The following is an 18,946-nucleotide window of genomic DNA, read 5'->3' as shown; positions in this document are numbered from 1 at the left end:
TGACCGACCAATTAACATGGAATAAAATTCAAGAAAGCTCTTTATAGACAAAGAAAACAACAACGGTAGCTCTATTGTAAAGTTACAGCTTACTATTACAAAATCTGTTCATGCGCATACACTTGCTTTTTAGTTAACAAAGATAGAACAATTCGTTAGTCTACCAAAAAAGTAGAGTACCAATCTAAAAAAAGGATTTGGAAATCATAATATGAAACGGGTAGCCCTGGCTTCCTCCGCAGCGCCCGTCGTCCTAAACCCTCTGAAACTTCATTGTTTTTTTCTATTTTGCAGCCTTGTACATACACTTCCTTAAGCCACCTTTATTAATAAAAGACCCTTTCTGATGTGGCCAGTTGCTTTACTGGCGGGGCAACAGAAATAAAATTGTATTTTCGTTTACGGAACAAAAACGCCCCATTTGAAAATAATTACTGTACTTCTTGTATTGCTGAGCTTTTCTGTTTGTATGCTGAAATGCACCAACAAATATGCACGCACCCAGGATGCAAGAGGCCCGCAATATGCAGGTGCTGCCAGTTGTGTGCAATGTCATAAGAATATTACGGATCATTATACGCATACCAACCACTTTAACACCTCCTCAAAAGTGGATTTTGAAAAATTTAAACAACTGATCACTGCTTTAAATGATACGGTTCATTTTCCGAACGGTCAGCTGGTAAAGCTGGAGGCTGTTCATAATAAGCTGGCCCAGTCCTATATTTTAAAAGGGCAGCAGGTAAACAGTGAAACCATGGATATTGCTTTTGGCTCCGGTGAAAAGGCCTGGACCTTTGGCTACTGGAAAGACGAAGCCCTGTATGAGCTGCCCCTTACCTATTTAACGGAACTAAAACGGTGGACGAACAGCCCGGGCCTTCGGGCAAATCAGCCTGATTATGCGCGCCTGATCGTTAGCCGCTGTATGGAGTGCCACAGCTCCTACGCCTATGCTGAAAAAAGCCTGGAGCAGGGCATGCGGTATACCGAAAAAATAGACCCCGCCACCATTATATATGGTATTGACTGTGAGCGCTGCCATGGCCCGGCAGCGCAGCATGTAGCATTCCATACGGAGCACCCCGGGGTAAGGACGGCGAAATATATGGTACCCATAAAATCGCTGAGCCGGCAGCAACAGTTAGACCTGTGCGCTACCTGCCACTCCGGTGATCCTGTAGAACTGCGGACGATATTTGCCTTTAAACCGGGCGATACCTTGTCGCACTATTACATGTACTACCCCGGCGCGGCCGCCAACCCGGATGCGCATGGCATGCAAATGCAATCATTGATGCAAAGCAAGTGTTTCCTGCAAAGCAACCTTACCTGCATGAACTGTCATGATACGCATATGAATGAACGCAACAGCAGGGAGGTTTTTGTGCAGCGCTGTATGAGCTGCCACCAGCAATCTGCCCATGCCGTTACCATGCGGCAGGCAAATAACTACTGCATTAACTGCCACATGCCGCTACAGGCCTCCAAAAGCCTGAACTTTGGCAACAGCGCCGAACGGAGCGATATTCAATACCGTTTAAGAACACACCATATTGCTATATACCCGGCATCAAAAACACAATAGCCGGGTTATTAACTCCTGCAAGAAGCAACATCAATTCCTGCTTACTAAGGCTGACGGCAGCATCAAATCTATATATGCCGGAGATCTTTATTATATTTGAAATACAGCCCCTGGCCTGTTCTGTATATACTTATAAAAAATGGAAGCAAACAAAAATTCTAAAGCAGGAGCCAGCGACCACCTGGCCAATGAAAGAACCTTCCTGGCATGGATACGCACCAGCATCGGCATCATGGGCTTTGGCTTTGTGGTGGTAAAATTTTCCCTGTTTATCCGGCAACTTGCCCTGGCCCTGGATGCCCCACAGGCACTGCCCCCCGTACAGGCTTTTCCCAGGCTATTGGCATTATACTGGTCGCCCTGGGCGGCATCACTATTATTTTTGCCTATTACCGGTACCGGAGAACCAAAGAGCTGCTGGATACAGGCAGCTTCCGCCAGTCTGACCGGCTGCTTACGCTGAGCGCTGTATTATTGTTATTATGCAGCGTTTTACTGCTGATTTATTTATTCAGAAACATCAGCTATTAACCACAACCGGCTTTGCCATCCCTTTCATTTTTAATAATTATTTTTATAAAAACCCTTTGCAAATGAAGCCCCTGCCTGTTTTATTGTTTTTCCTCCTTTTATTCAAAACCGCAGTATTAAACGCCCAGCAGGAATATAAAAACCTCCCTTATAAACGATCGGAGAATGGAAACGCTTTAATGCTGGATCTTTTTCTTCCGGAACCAACAGCAGCCGGCAAAAAATTTCCGGTGGTACTGATCATACATGGCGGGGCCTGGGTGGAGGGCGACCGGTCGCTTGAAACCTTTTATTATACACAACAGCTAAAAAAGCAACTGAATAAAACCGGGATTGCCGTTGTCAGTATCGATTATACCCTGCTTAGTAAAACCATACACCTGCCGGTACCCATTGCAGATTGTAAAGATGCCGTGCGCTGGGTACGGGCGCATGCGGAGCAATATGGCTTTGACCCCGAAAACATCGGGCTTTGGGGTGGTTCTGCCGGCGGCCATCTTGCCTTGCTGACCGCCTACACCGATGATACAAAATGGCCGGGAAGCCCTCAGCTGGCCTCCTTTTCAGCCAGAACAAATTATGTGATTGACTTTTTTGGCCCTACTGACCTGAATGCACTTTTAAAGCCGGATGCCGGCTGGTTTACCGTGCTGCTGGCCAAAATATTTATTCCCAAACTATTACCCTACAGGGAAAAGCTGGCCTATGCGCTTACCGGTTATTCTATTGATCCGGACAAACAAAAAGTTATGCAAACAGCCGGCCTGTACACTCCTCTGAAATATATAACAGCCGCTACGGTTCCTACATTTATATTTCATGGCACAAAGGACAGGGTGGTGCCCCTGCGCCAGTCCCGGAAGCTGCACCGGATGCTGGATGCCAATAAGGTTAGCAACGGGCTGATCATTGTTAAAAAAGGGGATCACGGCTTTAACAATATTCCTAAAGAAAAAACAGACGCCCTGGTAGAAAAGACCGTTACCTGTATTACCGGCCAGGCCCGGGAATAAGAAAGCGCCCCTGTTATATCCTATGGGAGAGTAATAGCCGGCACTTTAGCTTTGAAGGCATACGCCCTCCGGCAGTCATCCCCGGGCGTAATTACTGCGCCACATCTGCATAGCTGGTACCAATGCGGATGCCTTTAACAATATGCGTTGCCTGTGCATCATCTCCCCCGTATACGCCCCATTTAGGATCGCAGTAGTCCGCATCCATCGTGCGGCAATAATAACGCTGGCTGCCGTTGGAAAATGTTTGCTTTACGCCGTTATACCAAAGCTCTATGTACCCGGTGGCAGCACTGTAGGATAAATTCATACGAAGCACAAACTGCTGCCAGGTGCTGGTTGATAATGGTATAGACCAGGGCACGTAAGCCACATGACTGCTATCAAAATATTGCAGCTCTAAATTACCGCTCCTGGTGCGCAGCATAATCGGATGATTGGCAGCAGTACCGGTAGGATAGGATTTCCATTGGAACACCGCATCGGTCTTTAACGTTAAAGGCATATAAAGTTTGCTCGTCCAGCCAATGTATATTTCATCCCCGGCTGCCGCCTGGTAATTTTTGGCGCCATGCCCTTCAGTACGATGGCTGCCGGAGGGTTTTAAAAATTTCCAGCACAGGGTGCCCGTTTCATCGTTGATCGTTGTTACCGTACCGGCACCTTCTATATTGATATCCTTCCATACATTGGCCGAACCCAGCGACGCATCTCCATCAAACAGCAGGGAGAGGGCCCCTAACGTTCCGTTTGCAGATGCAATAGATTGTTCATCAGTTGCCTTCCGGAGTTCAGTCGTTGATTCCTTTTTACATTGAGACAGGGCAATAGCACAGGCAATGCCTAAAAGACAGGTCGTGATTCTTTTCATTTTTTTGAAATTAGAGGTTTATAATTGAATTGTGCAATCGTTATACAAGCATCGTAAATAATGAGCCGATCCGGCAAGACATATTCCCCAATACCAGGTCAGGCAGGCTGTTCTGCTTCTGGCCTTGCATTAAAATAAAGGGCAAAGGCATAAGGCTTATTGCTCTTATCTTAATACGGTATAATGCTGCATTAATTTTTCTGTTAAACTGAAGCCGCCTTTAACCGATCCCTAAGATACAATTCCAATACAGCCGCTGTTACCGGATTTTGGCAAAGTATTCATGCATTATGGCATAGCCCGTCAGTGACCCGATACCTGTAATGAAGCGCCTTTTTTAACGATATATTCCGGCGGTAAAAAACAGGACCCCATATCCCCGACAAATCTTTAAAGAAAAACAGGCGCTCTTGCAGTATAAACAGTAAGCGTTGTAATCAGGCTCAGCCGGAACAGCCTTAATCGCCGGGGGAGCTCCTGTTACTTATGAACAGTTTTGGGTGGACAGGAAGCTCTTATAAGAATAAGGCGTTCCTGCAGGTGCATAAGTACAGCACTGGCGCTCCACCCAAAGATACTGCCCGGTATTATTTCATGTAGCAACCTGCCAGTTATTCGCAATTACGCTGAAGCGGCGGGTAGAAGGATTAATCCTCATCCCACCAGCCGGGCTTTTTCCCGTCTCTTGAAGCAGAAACAGTATCCCCATGCCCTGCCGGAAAATAAAAATCGATTGTATCTGCATCATAGTACAGCACTAATACTTTACCGGATGCTTTCTCTTTTAAAACACCAAAGCCATCTTCATCTGTTTGAAATACACATGGGATCGGATCCAGTTTTTGTGGTTTTCCCTTGGCATAATAAATCAGTGTAATGGTAGCTTCCGATTCATTTGACATGTTGATCTCAATATCAAATGCTTCATCCTTGGTAGGTAATGTAAAATCCTTGCCGTTAATAAAAGCCTCAAAGGCATGAAAGGTGCCGGAAGCATGTTTTCGGATATCGGCATCGCTTTTTTTACAGGAAACAAGGAGCGCCGATAGCAGCAACAGTCCCATTCCCAGAGTAACAAATTTTCTTTTCATAAAATTTCCGTTTTGCCAAAAATAACGGAGAGCTCTGGTGATGGGTACTTTATCCGGTTTACAAATCGTAACCATCCAAGGTTACAAATTGTATACAATGAATATTATATATACGTAACCGGTTTAATTGCAGTATACAGTATCGCTATCATAAGGAAGCAATATATTCTCCTAAATCGGTACTGAAAGGAAGACCGAGTTTCTTTTTGATCCGGTAACGGCTCATTTTAACGCTGTCAGGGGATACATTTAGCAGGGCGGCGACCTCTTTATTGGACATATTCATACGTATATAGGCGCATTGCTTCAGTTCATTTTTTGAAAGCTGGGGAGCTATGAGCGCCAGCTTACTAAAGAAGGATGGATGCACTTCCTCAAAATGCATTTTAAATTTTTGCCAGTCTTCCTGCAAATGAATATTATGCCGAATGATTTTGCGTATATCTTCTACATATGCCGGATCCCTCAGTTTTTCGGTATCCGATAACTTCTCTTTAATACCAAAAAGGATGCGCGCCATTTGTTCGCTATGCACAACGCTTGCCGATAACGCCCGGTTTTTATGATCCAGGTCTTCTTTTACACGAACGGCTTTTTCTTCTGCCAGAGCCTTTTCCATCTTCATGCGTGCATTCTCCTCTTTAAGCACCTGTTGTTTCTGGAGAAGCACTCTTGATTTGAGTCTTTTTGAATAGATCAGCATACCGATGAACAAAAAGCTCATGATGACTGCCACAACGGATATTTTTACAAGCCGGGTTTTCCAGTTGTTCTCTTTTTTTAAATCAGTAATACGGGTTTCCTGTTCGTGAAAGCGGAAACGGGCATCCAGGATATCCATATTTCTCTTATTGGTCATTTCTGCAATAGAGTCGGTCACTTTTTTTAACTGGTCCGACAGCTCCAGTGCTTTTTTATAGTTCCCCCATTCTTTGTACAGGTCTATATATGATTTTAAATATTGTTTCCGGTCGTTCAGCGTCAGGTAAAACGTTTTTGCAATATTTTTTAAAGCACTATCACTTGCTTCAAAGCGATGCATTTTTGTCAGTATTTCACAATACCCGAACTGACTGTACATTTGCAAAGACGCAAAACCTGCTTTCCGCGTAATATCCATAGCCTGCCTTGAATAGGCCAGCGCCTGGTCAAACTGTCCCTGCCGGTTACAGATATCTCCAAGGGAAGCATAAGCAATGGACTGAACATAGGTGTTTCCTGTTTTACCGGCAGCAGTCAGCGCCTGTTTAAAATAATCTGTAGCCCTTTGCAGCTGGGGGTGGCGGGCATCTGCATATGCATTGCCCAGGTTCATATAAATAAAGGCAAGGTTCTGATCCATGTGCTTTTCCTGCGCAATCTGCAGTGCCTTATTCAGATAGGTAGCCGCTCTTCCAATGTCACCCGCGCCGCCATAGGTAACCCCAATATTTAAAAACGCCTCAGAAAGCCCCTTTGCACTTGTATCCGGTATATAGGCTAAACTGTTATGAAAACTATTTAGGGCACTGTCGTATTCCTGTATGGAGTTATAAAATAAACCAAGATCATTATAGAAATAGGAGAACCCCCGTTTATCAGCACTGGCATCGCCAATTTTTTTCGCCGTCATAAAAGCCGCATACGAGTCTCCGTATCGGCTGCTCTGATAATAAACATCGCCCAGGTATATATACCCTCTCATTGCCCCATAGGCATAATGAAGCCGGTTAGACAGGTGGATTGCCTCTTTGCAATACCGGATGGTTTTTGCGGAATCACTATAGAGATTGTCTGCCGCTGATTGTAACAGCTTTTTCACTGTAGCTGTATCCGTTTTTTTTGATGAGGAGCCGTTGCCGGATCCGGGCAAAGCTCCTGACACAGCATTTGCGGCAACAACCATACAAAAACCCGATAGGCATAACAGTGCCCTGTACATGTTTTGTTTCATATATCCGAGAAATAAATGACGAGCGGGAGATGCTCAAAAATAAGCATATTGCTGTTATACAGGTAAATCCGCAAACAGATGAGGACTGAAAATACTATAAATATGATGGAACCTGCTTCATCCCTGCCAAAAATATTGAAAATAAGTATTCCATGACGATGGTGCTCAAACTGATAACCGGATCAGCCAGCCATCAAAATAAACGGTAGCGGTAAAGACATCTCAGCCCTGAGTGCGTATATCAATAATTTTATGGCGGTTCAGCCAGTAACGGAATGCATTCGTATCATCAGGGTTATAATGCACAACACTGCCGTTCCTAAGCAAGATCGTGAAAATACCGAAAGCTTCAATGTATTTGGTCAGCTCGTCCGGGGCATGCTCAAACCCGGGAAATGCAGCAGCGGCAATAGTATCTGTCATCATGGCTGTTTATAATAGTAGTTATTAGTATTCTCTTGCTAAAAACGGGAACCAAAGGTAAAGATAAATGAGATTTTGTCTGCAGCTGTTTACAGCAAACCTGTCCCCAATATTGGGGACAAACAAATAAATGCTTCGCAGACACAGCCAGCCGTCATCCTGGGCGTATCCGCCAACCGTCAGAGAAGCTGAAAAGGCGCTCAGTTATCGGACATTTCAATATCAAAGGATGCTTCCCACGCTTTGCTCCGCTGTTAATGACAAGTGTTGGAAGTTGTTGGAAATGCATCTACATAAGGAACGTCATTCCGGATGGAGCGGAGCGGAATGAGCGGAAGAATCTCCCTGATAATACAGATCCCCGGTTTCTCCCGCAATCGCGGGATGCGCTGCCAATGACAGATGTGTTATTGTTTTGAAAATCAATCTTTCTTTTTGTCATGCCGTTCCGATAGTTCGGAATTGTTTCGGCATCTATTGATCGCTCACCTGGACCCTGAAATACCCCGAACATTCGGGGCAGGGTGACCACAAGCGTGTTTATTATCGCCTCATTGATCAGGCCCTATTACAAACACAGGATGACGATTGAAAAAATTGTCATCCCAATAAGTTTAAAAGCAACGCTTTTATGGTTGCCTCAGCATGACGAAAACATAATCCCCGTTCCGTCACGCTGAGTTTTTTATTTGTTTGCTCCGAAAGGTCGGATGTAACAATAACAAATTTTCCTGCCGTCATCCTGGGCGTACCTGCCAACCCGCGGAGAAGCCGGAGGCGCTCTCAATTGTCAAACATCCATATTACAGGAATGCTTTCCTGTCTGAACGTGCCGTCCGGTACGGCCGGGGCCTGCGCCCTGCTTCTCCCGAGCCATCGGAACAGTATGACCCTGGTGAGGCAACCACCCTGAACATAAAAAATACAACCAACCGGTATGGCTGGCTGTATACTATCATTTATTAAAAACATCACAGGCGGCCTTCCTTAATTTCATCCACCACAGCAGGGTCCAGCAGGGTGGTCGTATCGCCCAGGTTATTCAGCTCTCCTTCAGCCACCTTTCGTAATATGCGGCGCATAATTTTACCACTTCTTGTTTTGGGAAGGTTCCTTACAAACTGTATCTTATCCGGTTTGGCAATAGGTCCAATGATCCGGCTTACCGTGGCCAGTATATCTTTTCTTGTAAGATCATCATCTTCTTTATGCCTTTTTTCATCCAGTACCACATAAGCATATACGCCCTGGCCCTTTACATCATGCGGGTAGCCTACCACAGCGCTTTCAATAACACTGGCGTGCATGTTAATAGCATTTTCTACTTCGGCTGTTCCCAGGCGATGACCGCTTACGTTCAGCACATCATCCACACGGCCGGTTATTTTATAATTGCCCTCCTCATCTTTCCAGGCGCCGTCGCCTGTAAAATAAAGATCCTTATACGCGCTGAAATAAGTTTGCCGGCAGCGCTCATGATCGCCCCAGGTGGTTCTTAAGATACCGGGCCATGGTGCCCGCATGCACAGATTACCGCTCATGGCCACATCTGTAAATTCAGTGACCTCCTCTCCCTTTTCATCCACCAGCAGGGGTTGCACGCCCGGTAAGGGCAGTGTGGCCCAACTGGGCCTTGCAGGGGTAACACCAGCAAGATTTGAAATAAGAATGCCTCCTGTTTCTGTCTGCCACCAGGTATCTACTATAGGGCATTTCTTTTTACCGATGTGCTCATCATACCAATGCCATGCTTCTTCATTAATAGGCTCTCCCACGCTGCCCAGCACTTTTAATGAAGAGAGGTTCTTGCCTTTCAGCGGCTCCAGCCCATAGCTCATTAAAGAGCGGATGGCTGTAGGCGCAGTATATAAAATATTCACCTTGTGCTTGTCTACAATATCCCAGAAACGACCGGCATCCGGCCAGGTAGGGATTCCCTCAAACATAAGGCAGGTAGCTCCTGCCAGCAAAGGACCATATACAATATAGCTGTGGCCGGTGATCCAGCCGATATCCGCCGTACAGAAAAACACATCGCCCGGCTGATATTGAAATACGTTTACAAAGGTATAGGCCGTCCACAGCATATAGCCGGCACAGGTATGCACCACGCCTTTGGGCTTACCGGTGCTGCCGGAGGTATATAGTATGAACAGCGGGTCTTCTGCATCCATCTCGGCTGCCGGAATGTTCAGCACCTCATCGTTCATCGTTTCAATAACATCATCCACCTCATCCCGCCACCAAACATCACGCCCTTTGATCATGCTTACCGGGGTGCGGGTACGGGTATGCACAATAACCCGCTTTACCGTTTTATTGCCGATCAGCGCATCATCAATCACTGATTTTAAGGGGATGTCTTTTCCGCCGCGGTAGGCCCCATCGCAGGTAATAATATACTCCGCACCCGCATCATCCAGGCGGTCGGCAATGCTTTGCGCAGAAAACCCGCCGAAGATAACAGAATGAATGGCGCCAATACGTGCGCAGGCCAGCACGGCAATGGCCAGCTCCGGAATCATTCCCATATAAATACAAACACGGTCGCCTTTTTTTACACCGTTGTTCCTGAGCACCTGCGCAAACTCGCATACCTTCCGATGCAGCACCTTATAAGAAAGGGTCCTTGTTTTTTCATTGGGATCATTCGGCTCCCAGATAAGCGCCGCGGTATCTCCGTTTGTTTTTAAATGCCGGTCCAGCGCATTTTCGGTTATATTCAGCCTGGCCCCTTCAAACCATTTTATTCTGGGCTCGGTAAAATTCCATTCCAGCACCCGGCTGCTAAAGGGCTGCTTCTTTTTCCACTCAAAAGCATCGGCCACATCTGACCAGAAACCTTCCGGGTCATTAATGCTTCTTTTATACGCTTCATGGTACTGCTCTATCGTTTTAATCTGAAAGGGATATGACATAACTCTACGTTTTTGCGGGTTTAAATATAGGCAATTAAAATTATTCAAAATAACGCTTTATTTAATGAAGAAGTATTATCTTGAAGCCAGGCTGCAGGCCATTTATCTAACGATTGTACGTAAACGATTGCATTTAACAAAACAAACACATGAAACAAGCAAGTGAAGCAGGTTTGCTTCGAAAAGTAATTGGCGCTTCTTCCCTGGGAACCATGATCGAATGGTACGACTTTTACATTTTTGGAATGCTTGCCAAAACCATATCCACTGAATTCTTTCCGGAGGGGAACAGTACGGCGGCATTACTGAGTACCCTGGCTATTTTTGCAGCCGGTTTTATTGTACGCCCTTTTGGCGCTTTGTTTTTTGGAAGGCTGGGCGACCTGCTGGGGAGAAAATCGACCTTTCTTTTAACATTGGTGCTGATGGGCGGATCTACTTTCCTGATAGGGCTGGTACCGGGCTACCGGTCCATAGGCATTGCCGCGCCGCTGATCGTTCTGTTGCTGCGGTTGTTACAGGGCCTGGCATTAGGAGGCGAATATGGCGGTGCTGCCACTTATGTGGCGGAACATGCACCTGCCGGTAAAAGAGGTTTTTATACCAGTTGGATACAAACCACGGCCACACTGGGTTTGTTCCTGGCGCTGGGAGTAATTATGCTGGTAAAAATGAACCTGCCGGATGAACAATTCAATGCGGAATGGGGCGGCTGGCGATACCCGTTCTGGTTCTCCATCCTTTTGGTGATCGTATCGGTATACATCCGTTTGAAGATGCAGGAATCACCATTGTTCGCTAAACTGAAAAGCGAAGGAAAAGTAGTAAAGAACCCTCTAAAGGAAAGTTTTCGTAAGAGGGACAATTTCAAAATGGTGCTGCTGGCATTATTTGGCGCGGCCATGGGCCAGGGGGTGATCTGGTACACCGGACAGTTTTATGCACAAAGTTTTCTGGAAACCAAGGTGGCATTGAATTTTGAACAAAGCCGTTCTGTTTTACTATGGGCCATTTTATTTGCTACCCCGTTTTTTATCTTTTTTGGCTGGCTGAGCGATAAGGCAGGGCGCAAATGGATCATGCTCCTGGGAATGCTCCTGGGCGTGCTTACCTATCGTCCGATCTTTAATGCGCTGCTTGAAAACGCAAAGACCGAACAGGCATCCGAAGGAAACCGTGTCTTATCCGGCACCAAAAAACAGTCAAAATTACTGGCAGGTACTGCTGATTCGCTCATCACCGTCACCCGGCATTTTGAACTCGCAGGCGGTATACAATACGTACAGGAACAAACTGACACCTTGCGCTCTGCTACCACCAGCATTACCGAAGGAAAGCCGGTTATCAAAGACAAGGTATTGCCTAAAAACCTTTACTGGAAATACGTGGGCCTTGTATTTCTTTTGATCTTATATGTAACCATGGTATACGGCCCAATTGCCGCTTTCCTGGTGGAATTGTTTCCTGTGCATATACGCTATACCTCTATGTCGCTTCCCTATCATATCGGCAATGGCGTATTTGGCGGGCTGGTGCCTTTTATCGGGGTACTGCTTCAGACAACTTTTACAGAAGACCCCCTGGTGGGCCTCTGGTATCCTATCGGAATAGCAGCGTTAAGCTTTATAATCGGAGCCGTGTACCTCCGCAACCGTACACCGGCTTCCTGACCAACCATTTTTTAAACCTTCAATATATGAATGCAATAAAAAGAATATTAGGCATCGTTTGGCTGTTATCAGGCCCGCTCATCATTTATTTCCTGCTGATGGGCGCGGTTCATAATATTGATAGCAACGGGGAAAAAGACATTAATAACCCGGTGATCTGGATCATTATTATCGCCATATTTTTCCCCATAGCTATTGGGTTGATGATCTTTGGATGGTATGCCTTAAAAGGGGTGTATAATGATACAGCAACCTCATCAGTTGATCAGCAGTGATCTGCTGTTTATCAGGGCGCTTCGTTAAAAAATTGTAATTTTTGCTGACTTTCTTGTCAAAAAAAATAAAGCTCAGTATTTTTGCGCTGCGTGATAAAAGGCATTACATATAAAAAAGCATTCTTAAGCATCCTGGCATTTTTGTTTGCCGTGGTGCTGTTATGGCTTACGGTAAGCCTGCCTTTTGTTTATGAAGCTAAAAAACAATTAACTGAGAAAACCACTTCAAAAGAGAAAAACGCCAATAATTCATTAGCGGGTACCACAGAGGAAAAGGTGCCTTCTAATCCTAATTTAACGATCAATGAAGAGTACCTGCATAATGACGGGTACGATTTTTCGATCACCGAATTACAAAAAGATATCGCCTACCTGCACCTGCATGAAGGCACTTATATTGCTTTTCATGCAGAATTACACGCACCGCCCCCCAATACAATTTCATAATTACTTTATGGCTACTCCTGTTTTCCGTTGCAGCAGACTGATGCTGTAATGCCGGTACAGTGTTAGCTATCCCGATCTGTTTTACTGATTGTTGCTGCCATTGGCAGCAGCGTAAGAACCTTTTTAAATAAGTATTATGAATACGCAACCTAAATCAAAAAATATTTTTTCCAATCTGGCAGCTGATATCCCGTCATCCATTGTGGTGTTCCTGGTAGCATTGCCCTTATGCCTTGGAGTGGCGCTGGCATCTAATGCCCCCCTGTTCAGCGGCATTATAGCCGGCGTTTGCGGCGGCATCATTGTTGGCATTGCCAGCGGTTCACAGCTCAGCGTTAGCGGCCCTGCAGCCGGGCTTACGGCCATTGTGGCCTCAGCGATCCTTACCCTCCAGTCCTTTGAGGCTTTCCTTGTAGTTGTGGTGCTGGCCGGGGTGTTGCAGCTGATCCTGGGATTTGCAAAAGCCGGTATCATCGGTGATTATATTCCCAACAGTGTCATCAAAGGTATGCTGGCCGCCATCGGGCTCATCCTTATCATTAACCAGGTGCCCCAGTTGCTGGGCGACCAATCGGCATTGCCCGCCAATGATGAGGAAGCTGTTGTTCCCTCAGGAAATATCTTTATCAACTTCTTTAAGGCATTCGCCTATATAACCCCGGCTGCATTAGTAATAGGGCTGGTCTGCCTGGTATTTCATTTTATATGGGAAAAATGGACAGCCGGTAAAAAAGGGGTGATAAGGCTCATCCCCGCTCCCCTGCTGATCGTTTTCCTGGGCGTTGGGCTGAACGCTTTATTTACAGGTACAGGTTTAATGCCTGCATTATCAGAAGCATACCTTGTAAACATTCCACAGGCAGGATCTGCCAGGGAGTTCCTGTCCTTCTTTACCAGCCCCGACTGGAGCGTGATTGGTAACAGCCAGGTATGGGTGCTTGCGCTAACCATTGCATTAGTAGCTAGTCTGGAAAGCCTCTTAAGCCTGGAAGCGGTAGATGCCATGGACCCCTACCAGCGCATCAGCCCCACCAACAGGGAACTGAAGGCACAGGGCATCGGAAATATTGTTTCCGGCTTATTAGGCGGTATCCCTGTTACCAGTGTTATTGTGCGCTCATCGGCCAATGTGAATTCAGGGGCAAAAACAAAAATGTCGGCCATTCTGCACGGTGTGCTGCTATTGAGCTGTGTTGCCTTTATACCGGCACTGTTAAACAGCATTCCCAAGACCGCCCTGGCCGCTATCCTGATCTTTACAGGGTATAAGCTGGCTAAACCGGCATTATTTAAATTTTATTATAAAAAAGGATGGGACCAGTTCCTGCCATTTGTGATTACTGTTATAGCCATACTGGCTACAGATCTGCTGAAGGGAGTTATCATTGGCATTGGCGCGGGGCTGTTCTTTGCTTTCCGTTCCAATTTCAGGAAAGCCGTATTTGTGGTTAAGGATGATAAGAAATACCTATTCCGGTTAAGAAAAGATGTTTCTTTCCTTAATAAAGCCCTCATCAAACAAAACCTTGAAAAAGTGCCCGACGGGGCCCAGGTAGTGATCGATGCACTGCGTGCCGATTTTATTGATAAGGACATTGTTGAAGTTATTGAAGATTTCATCATCCAGGCACCTTTAAGAGCTATCGACGTACAACTGGAAACCAGCGGCTTTATTGATCACGGTTTTTCCAATAAGATACTGGCAAACGACAACAAAGAAGGGCACCTGAGAAGAACTTACACCAACGTTATTATCAGTACCCGCCAGAAAGAAAAGCAGGAACAGGAAAAGGAATCCACTATGGATTTTGCTACCTTAGCAACACAACCTCAGTAAATTTATTTTCATTAAAATTAATACCTCATAAATAATTATGAAATCTTACGAAAAATTATTAGCAAACAATAAAGAATGGGCCGCTCAGAAATTAAAAGTAAACAATCATTTTTTTGACAATCTTGCAGAATCACAAAGCCCGGAGTTCCTGTGGATCGGCTGCAGTGATAGCCGTGTGCCTGCCAACGAAATTACCGGTACCACTTCCGGTGAGATCTTTGTGCACCGTAATATTGCCAACCTGGTTGTACATACAGACATTAACCTGATCAGCGTTCTGGAATATGCTGTAGCGCATTTAAAGGTAAAGCATGTGATCGTTTGCGGGCATTATGGCTGTGGTGGTGTTAAAGCAGCTCTGAGCAATGATGACTTTCACCAGGTGCTGAACATGTGGCTGCGGGAGATCAAAGATGTTTACTATAAAAACAAAGAGGAGCTGGAGCTTATTAAAGATGAAAAGGACAGGCTGAACCGTATGGTGGAGCTAAACGTAAAAGAGCAGGTAGAAAAACTGGCCAAAACATCTATTATCCAGAAAGCATGGAAAGAAAGAGGCGCTCCTGTGCTGCACGGCTGGGTATACGGACTGGCAGACGGGCAGCTTCACCCATTGCATACTATTCAGCCCAATACAACAACAATTGACCCAATCTATATTTATGACGACCTTAAATAAGCATTAAGCCTTTCAATTATAAAGGCTGTATCAAAAGTCATTTCAGAACGTAATGTCGTTCTGAACTTGGTTCAGCATCTATTGAGAATCATTCAGATGCTGAAATAAATTCAGCAAGACAATAGTGAACTTTTGATACAGCCCCTTTTTATTTAAAAAACAAATAGCTTACTGCTATTGCCGTTAACACACCTGCCAGGTCAGCCAATAGCATTGCCCCCACGGAATAACGGGTGTTTTTAATACCCACGGCTCCAAAATAAACGGCAATGATATAAAAAGTAGTATCTGCCGCCCCTCTGAATACGGAAGTAAGGTTTCCTACAAAAGAATCGGGGCCGTGTGTTTTTAACGTATCAATCATCATAGCCCGTGCACCGCTGCCGCTGAACGGCTTTAACAACGCGGTAGGCAGGGCATCTACAATACGGGGATCACCCCCGCACAGGTGAAACACATACTTAATACCATCCATTACAAAATCAAAAGCGCCACTGTTACGCAGCATACTGATGGCGATCAGCAGCCCTACCAGGTAAGGAATGATCCTCACGGATGTTTCAAATCCGCCTTTGGCACCATCAATAAAATCATCAAAAATGGCTGTTTTTTTATAGATGGCCCCCAGTATGATCAGTAAAAAAATGAGGAGAATAAGGCCATTGCTCAATGTAGTGGAAAACAACTGAACCCCCTTTGCATCCAGCACCCGCACATACAGGATCAGCGCGGTAAATACGGCAGTAATGCCCATTACCCATAGAATGATCACTGGCTGAAACACTTTTATCTTTTGCCGGGCAGCCACAATAAACAATGCTGCAATGGTAGCCACAAACGTAGCAATCATGCAGGGAATAAACACTTCTGTAGGAAACTGCGATTTAAGGGTCACCCGGTCTGCTATGATCACGGTGGGTATTAATGTTAAGCCCGATGCATGCAGGCACAGAAACATGATCTGTGCATTGCTGGCTGTTTCTTTACTGGGATTTAATTCCTGCAGGCTTTCCATGGACTTTATGCCAAAAGGAGTGGCGGCGTTATCTAACCCCAATAAATTAGCGGAATAATTCATAACCATATGGCCCATGGCAGGATGGTCTTTAGGTACATCCGGAAATATCTTTGAAAAGAACGGCCCGATGATCCTTGATAAAAACCGGATGCCCCCCGCCTTTTCGGCTATATTCATAAAGCCCATGAACAACGCCATAATACCGATAAGACCGATGCACAGGTTCACAGCATCCCTGGTAGTATCAAAAACACCATTGGTGCCCTGCAACTGAAACACAAGAAAGGTTCCGTCTGCATTTTTGGCAACATTCAGCCCGTTCCAGTTAGCCACCGGGTGGCTGGCCGAAATCCGGGACTGTACAGTTGCAGGAATAGCCTGTGCAGTTGCCTGGCGGCTCACGAGGGTATCGCCCCCTTTACCCGTTACCAGCTGACTGAAGATCTGTTCCTGGCCGGGTTGAAATAAAAACCTTCCCAGGGCTACTGTTAATGCAATCAATATAAATGCCGACCAAATCCTGCTCAGTACCATTAAAACAAATATAAAATACAGAATAAGAAATCATTAATGAAAAACAGGCTGAAAGTTAGTATATTATTTTAAAACAGGGATATTAGTTGTACCTTTGCGCCCTAAAAATTGATTTCTGATCCCGATAGCTATCAGGACTTCCGGGACTGAATTCTGATAACTCATAACTGATAACTCATAACTGATAACTCATACACATGGCATTACAGGCAGGTATTGTAGGATTACCCAATGTAGGAAAATCGACCTTATTCAACGCAGTCAGCAACAGCGCAAAAGCACAGGCAAGCAATTACCGCTTCTGCACTATTGAGCCCAATGTGGGACTGGTGAACGTGCCGGACGAGCGCCTGGATGTTTTAACCGGGCTGGTACAGCCGGAAAGAGTGGTGCCCACCCAGATCGAGATCGTGGACATTGCGGGCCTGGTACGTGGTGCCAGCAAGGGGGAAGGCCTGGGCAATAAATTCCTGGCAAACATAAGGGAAGTGGATGCTATTATACATGTGATCCGTTGTTTTGAGGATGAAAACATCCTGCGTGACGAAGGCGCCATCAACCCTGTGGCAGATAAAGAGATCATTGATACTGAACTGCAGCTGAAAGACCTGGACAGCGTAGAAAAACAACTGCAGAAAAAAGAAAAGCAGGCGAAAACCGATCCTAAAATAAAAGCAGAAGTGGAGATACTGCAGCGTTGCAAGGCGCACCTGGAGCAGGGAAAAAGCATCCGGTCTCTGGACATCAGCAAAGAAGAAAAAGCAGCCATAGCAGAACTGTTCCTGCTTACAGACAAACCGGTTTTATATGTGGCCAATGTAGACGAAGCATCCATGCATACCGGCAATGCATTCTCAGAAGCATTAAAGGAAGCCGTAAAAAATGAGAACGCGGAGGTGATTATAATGAACAATTCCATTGAGGCGCAGATCGCTGAAATGGAGGACCCGGATGATAAGGCGCTGTTTATGGAAGAATACCAGATGGAGGAACCGGCACTGGATCGCCTGATCCGTTCTGCATACAAACTGCTGGGTTTAAAAACCTACTTCACAGCCGGCGTACAGGAAGTGCGTGCCTGGACCTTCCATGACGGCTGGAAGGCCCCGCAATGTGCCGGCGTGATCCATACTGATTTTGAAAAAGGCTTTATCAAAGCCGAGGTGATCTCTTATGACGATTTTGTACAATACCGGTCAGAAGCAGGCGCCCGTGACGCCGGCAGGCTGCGTATTGAAGGAAAAGAATACCTGGTAAAGGATGGCGACATTATGCATTTCCGTTTTAATGTGTGATTGGGCGTTGAAAACTGGGCGTTATGGGTTGAGATGCGGGTTACCAGGCAGCCGTTTTCAGCATTCAGCGTTTTGCATCTGTGAGCGCTGCTACCATTGGCGTTTTTCTTAAATTTATTTTGCCGACTGAAGGTCTTCTTCATTAAAAACATACTCCCGCCTTACTATGTTGCCTGCGGCATCCTGCGTAGCAGACCAGCGGTCCGGGTTATAAATATTGGGAACATTATTTGTGCAGCTACCGGGAACAGGATCGTTCCGGTGAAAATAACGCCAGGTGTTGCATGCGGTATCGCTTCTTTGTTTTTCTCCGATATAGATTTTTGCCAGGCTTCTGATCTCAACAACACTTGTTTTAGCCACATTATACAGCCTGTCCCCGCAATTATCTGTACAAACAAACTGCGTTTTTTCATAGACAGCTCCGGGAGCAATTTTGATCGTATCAATAAAAACAAGGGTGTCCTTATCGGCCGACTTGTTCCAAACGGCTCCCCTGTGCAGCTCTACCGGAACGGATAAACTGTTTTTATATGCTTCCACATAATCATATCCTTTTTGGCTGTCTTCTCTTTTTTGACAGGCACTGAACAGCAATACTGGTAATAGCCAGCTGAATAGTATACTAATGGTTTTCATTCTGTTTGTCCGGTTACAGGTATTTAAAACAGTTTACAGCTATATAGAACGAAACAATAAACGGTAACGCAACAGGCAGCTATTTTTTCCGTTTTATAATCTTGCCTTTAAAAGAAGCAATAGGTAATAAAAACGGCCCCGATGGGGCCGTGCTACTTCTATTTATAAGCTCTTTTAAAATTTC

The 18,946-nt window shown here is 45.5% G+C and carries 15 protein-coding genes and 1 pseudogene; 9 read left to right on the top strand and 7 right to left on the bottom strand.

What is annotated here, in order from left to right:
* Positions 1-421 precede the first annotated feature (421 nt).
* From A8C56_RS02495 to A8C56_RS02485, 3 genes and pseudogenes are all read left to right on the top strand, one after another.
* Positions 422-1,588 (top strand): multiheme c-type cytochrome, encoded by a 1,167-nt coding sequence (locus tag A8C56_RS02495; protein WP_067751589.1) that lies wholly within the window; start codon positions 422-424, stop codon positions 1,586-1,588.
* 139 nt (positions 1,589-1,727) lie between these two features.
* Positions 1,728-2,119: pseudogene (locus A8C56_RS02490) on the top strand (YidH family protein).
* Positions 2,071-3,132 carry an alpha/beta hydrolase gene (locus A8C56_RS02485; protein ID WP_067751586.1) on the top strand — a complete coding sequence of 354 codons (1,062 nt, stop codon included), beginning with the start codon at positions 2,071-2,073 and terminating at the stop codon, positions 3,130-3,132. The pseudogene A8C56_RS02490 and the gene A8C56_RS02485 overlap by 49 nt, the downstream one beginning before the upstream one ends.
* A gap of 91 nt (positions 3,133-3,223) precedes the next feature.
* Here A8C56_RS02485 and A8C56_RS02480 read toward each other — a convergent pair whose 3' ends face one another.
* From A8C56_RS02480 to acs, 5 genes are all read right to left on the bottom strand, one after another.
* Positions 3,224-4,003 (bottom strand): heparin lyase I family protein, encoded by a 780-nt coding sequence (locus tag A8C56_RS02480; protein ID WP_067751583.1) that lies wholly within the window; start codon positions 4,001-4,003, stop codon positions 3,224-3,226.
* Positions 4,004-4,650: 647 nt separating this feature from the next.
* A complete protein-coding gene (locus A8C56_RS02475) occupies positions 4,651-5,094 on the bottom strand; it encodes a hypothetical protein (RefSeq protein ID WP_157097839.1) in 444 nt (147 codons plus the stop codon).
* Positions 5,095-5,242: 148 nt separating this feature from the next.
* Entirely contained in the window at positions 5,243-6,895 is a 1,653-nt protein-coding gene (locus A8C56_RS02470; RefSeq protein ID WP_169818737.1) for a tetratricopeptide repeat protein, read from the bottom strand.
* Between the two features lie 354 nt (positions 6,896-7,249).
* On the bottom strand, positions 7,250-7,453 hold the full coding sequence (locus tag A8C56_RS02465; protein ID WP_245645718.1) for a hypothetical protein: 204 nt from the start codon (positions 7,451-7,453) through the stop codon (positions 7,250-7,252).
* A gap of 968 nt (positions 7,454-8,421) precedes the next feature.
* Entirely contained in the window at positions 8,422-10,368 is a 1,947-nt protein-coding gene (gene acs / locus A8C56_RS02455) for an acetate--CoA ligase (RefSeq protein WP_067751568.1), read from the bottom strand.
* 149 nt (positions 10,369-10,517) lie between these two features.
* Between acs and A8C56_RS02450 the strand changes: the two genes are divergently transcribed.
* From A8C56_RS02450 to A8C56_RS02430, 5 genes are all read left to right on the top strand, one after another.
* Complete coding sequence (locus A8C56_RS02450; RefSeq protein WP_067751565.1) at positions 10,518-12,038, top strand: MFS transporter; 1,521 nt, start codon at positions 10,518-10,520, stop codon at positions 12,036-12,038.
* Between the two features lie 26 nt (positions 12,039-12,064).
* Positions 12,065-12,313, top strand: a complete 249-nt coding sequence (locus A8C56_RS02445) for a DUF6814 family protein (protein ID WP_067751562.1) — start codon at positions 12,065-12,067, stop codon at positions 12,311-12,313.
* Positions 12,314-12,403: 90 nt separating this feature from the next.
* Complete coding sequence (locus A8C56_RS02440; protein WP_245645879.1) at positions 12,404-12,760, top strand: hypothetical protein; 357 nt, start codon at positions 12,404-12,406, stop codon at positions 12,758-12,760.
* A gap of 136 nt (positions 12,761-12,896) precedes the next feature.
* The gene (locus A8C56_RS02435; RefSeq protein ID WP_084489952.1) at positions 12,897-14,597 is read left to right on the top strand and encodes a SulP family inorganic anion transporter; all 1,701 of its coding nucleotides are present in this window, start codon (positions 12,897-12,899) and stop codon (positions 14,595-14,597) included.
* Between the two features lie 37 nt (positions 14,598-14,634).
* Positions 14,635-15,276: a carbonic anhydrase gene (locus A8C56_RS02430; RefSeq protein WP_067751556.1), complete on the top strand. Its 642-nt coding sequence runs from the start codon at positions 14,635-14,637 to the stop codon at positions 15,274-15,276.
* A 148-nt stretch (positions 15,277-15,424) separates the two neighbouring features.
* Here A8C56_RS02430 and A8C56_RS02425 read toward each other — a convergent pair whose 3' ends face one another.
* Positions 15,425-16,828, bottom strand: coding sequence for a nucleoside recognition domain-containing protein (locus A8C56_RS02425; RefSeq protein WP_067751553.1), 1,404 nt, complete (start codon positions 16,826-16,828; stop codon positions 15,425-15,427).
* 197 nt (positions 16,829-17,025) lie between these two features.
* Here A8C56_RS02425 and ychF point away from each other — a divergent pair, with 197 nt between their 5' ends.
* Positions 17,026-18,123: a redox-regulated ATPase YchF gene (gene ychF / locus A8C56_RS02420; RefSeq protein ID WP_067751550.1), complete on the top strand. Its 1,098-nt coding sequence runs from the start codon at positions 17,026-17,028 to the stop codon at positions 18,121-18,123.
* A gap of 114 nt (positions 18,124-18,237) precedes the next feature.
* On the opposite strand, the gene A8C56_RS02415 is transcribed toward ychF, so the two are convergent.
* Complete coding sequence (locus A8C56_RS02415; protein WP_067751547.1) at positions 18,238-18,762, bottom strand: hypothetical protein; 525 nt, start codon at positions 18,760-18,762, stop codon at positions 18,238-18,240.
* Positions 18,763-18,946: the final 184 nt, after the last annotated feature.

Source organism: Niabella ginsenosidivorans (assembly GCF_001654455.1).
Classification (GTDB): Bacteria; Bacteroidota; Bacteroidia; order Chitinophagales; family Chitinophagaceae; genus Niabella; species Niabella ginsenosidivorans.
This window is presented reverse-complemented; position numbering and strand designations above follow the sequence as displayed.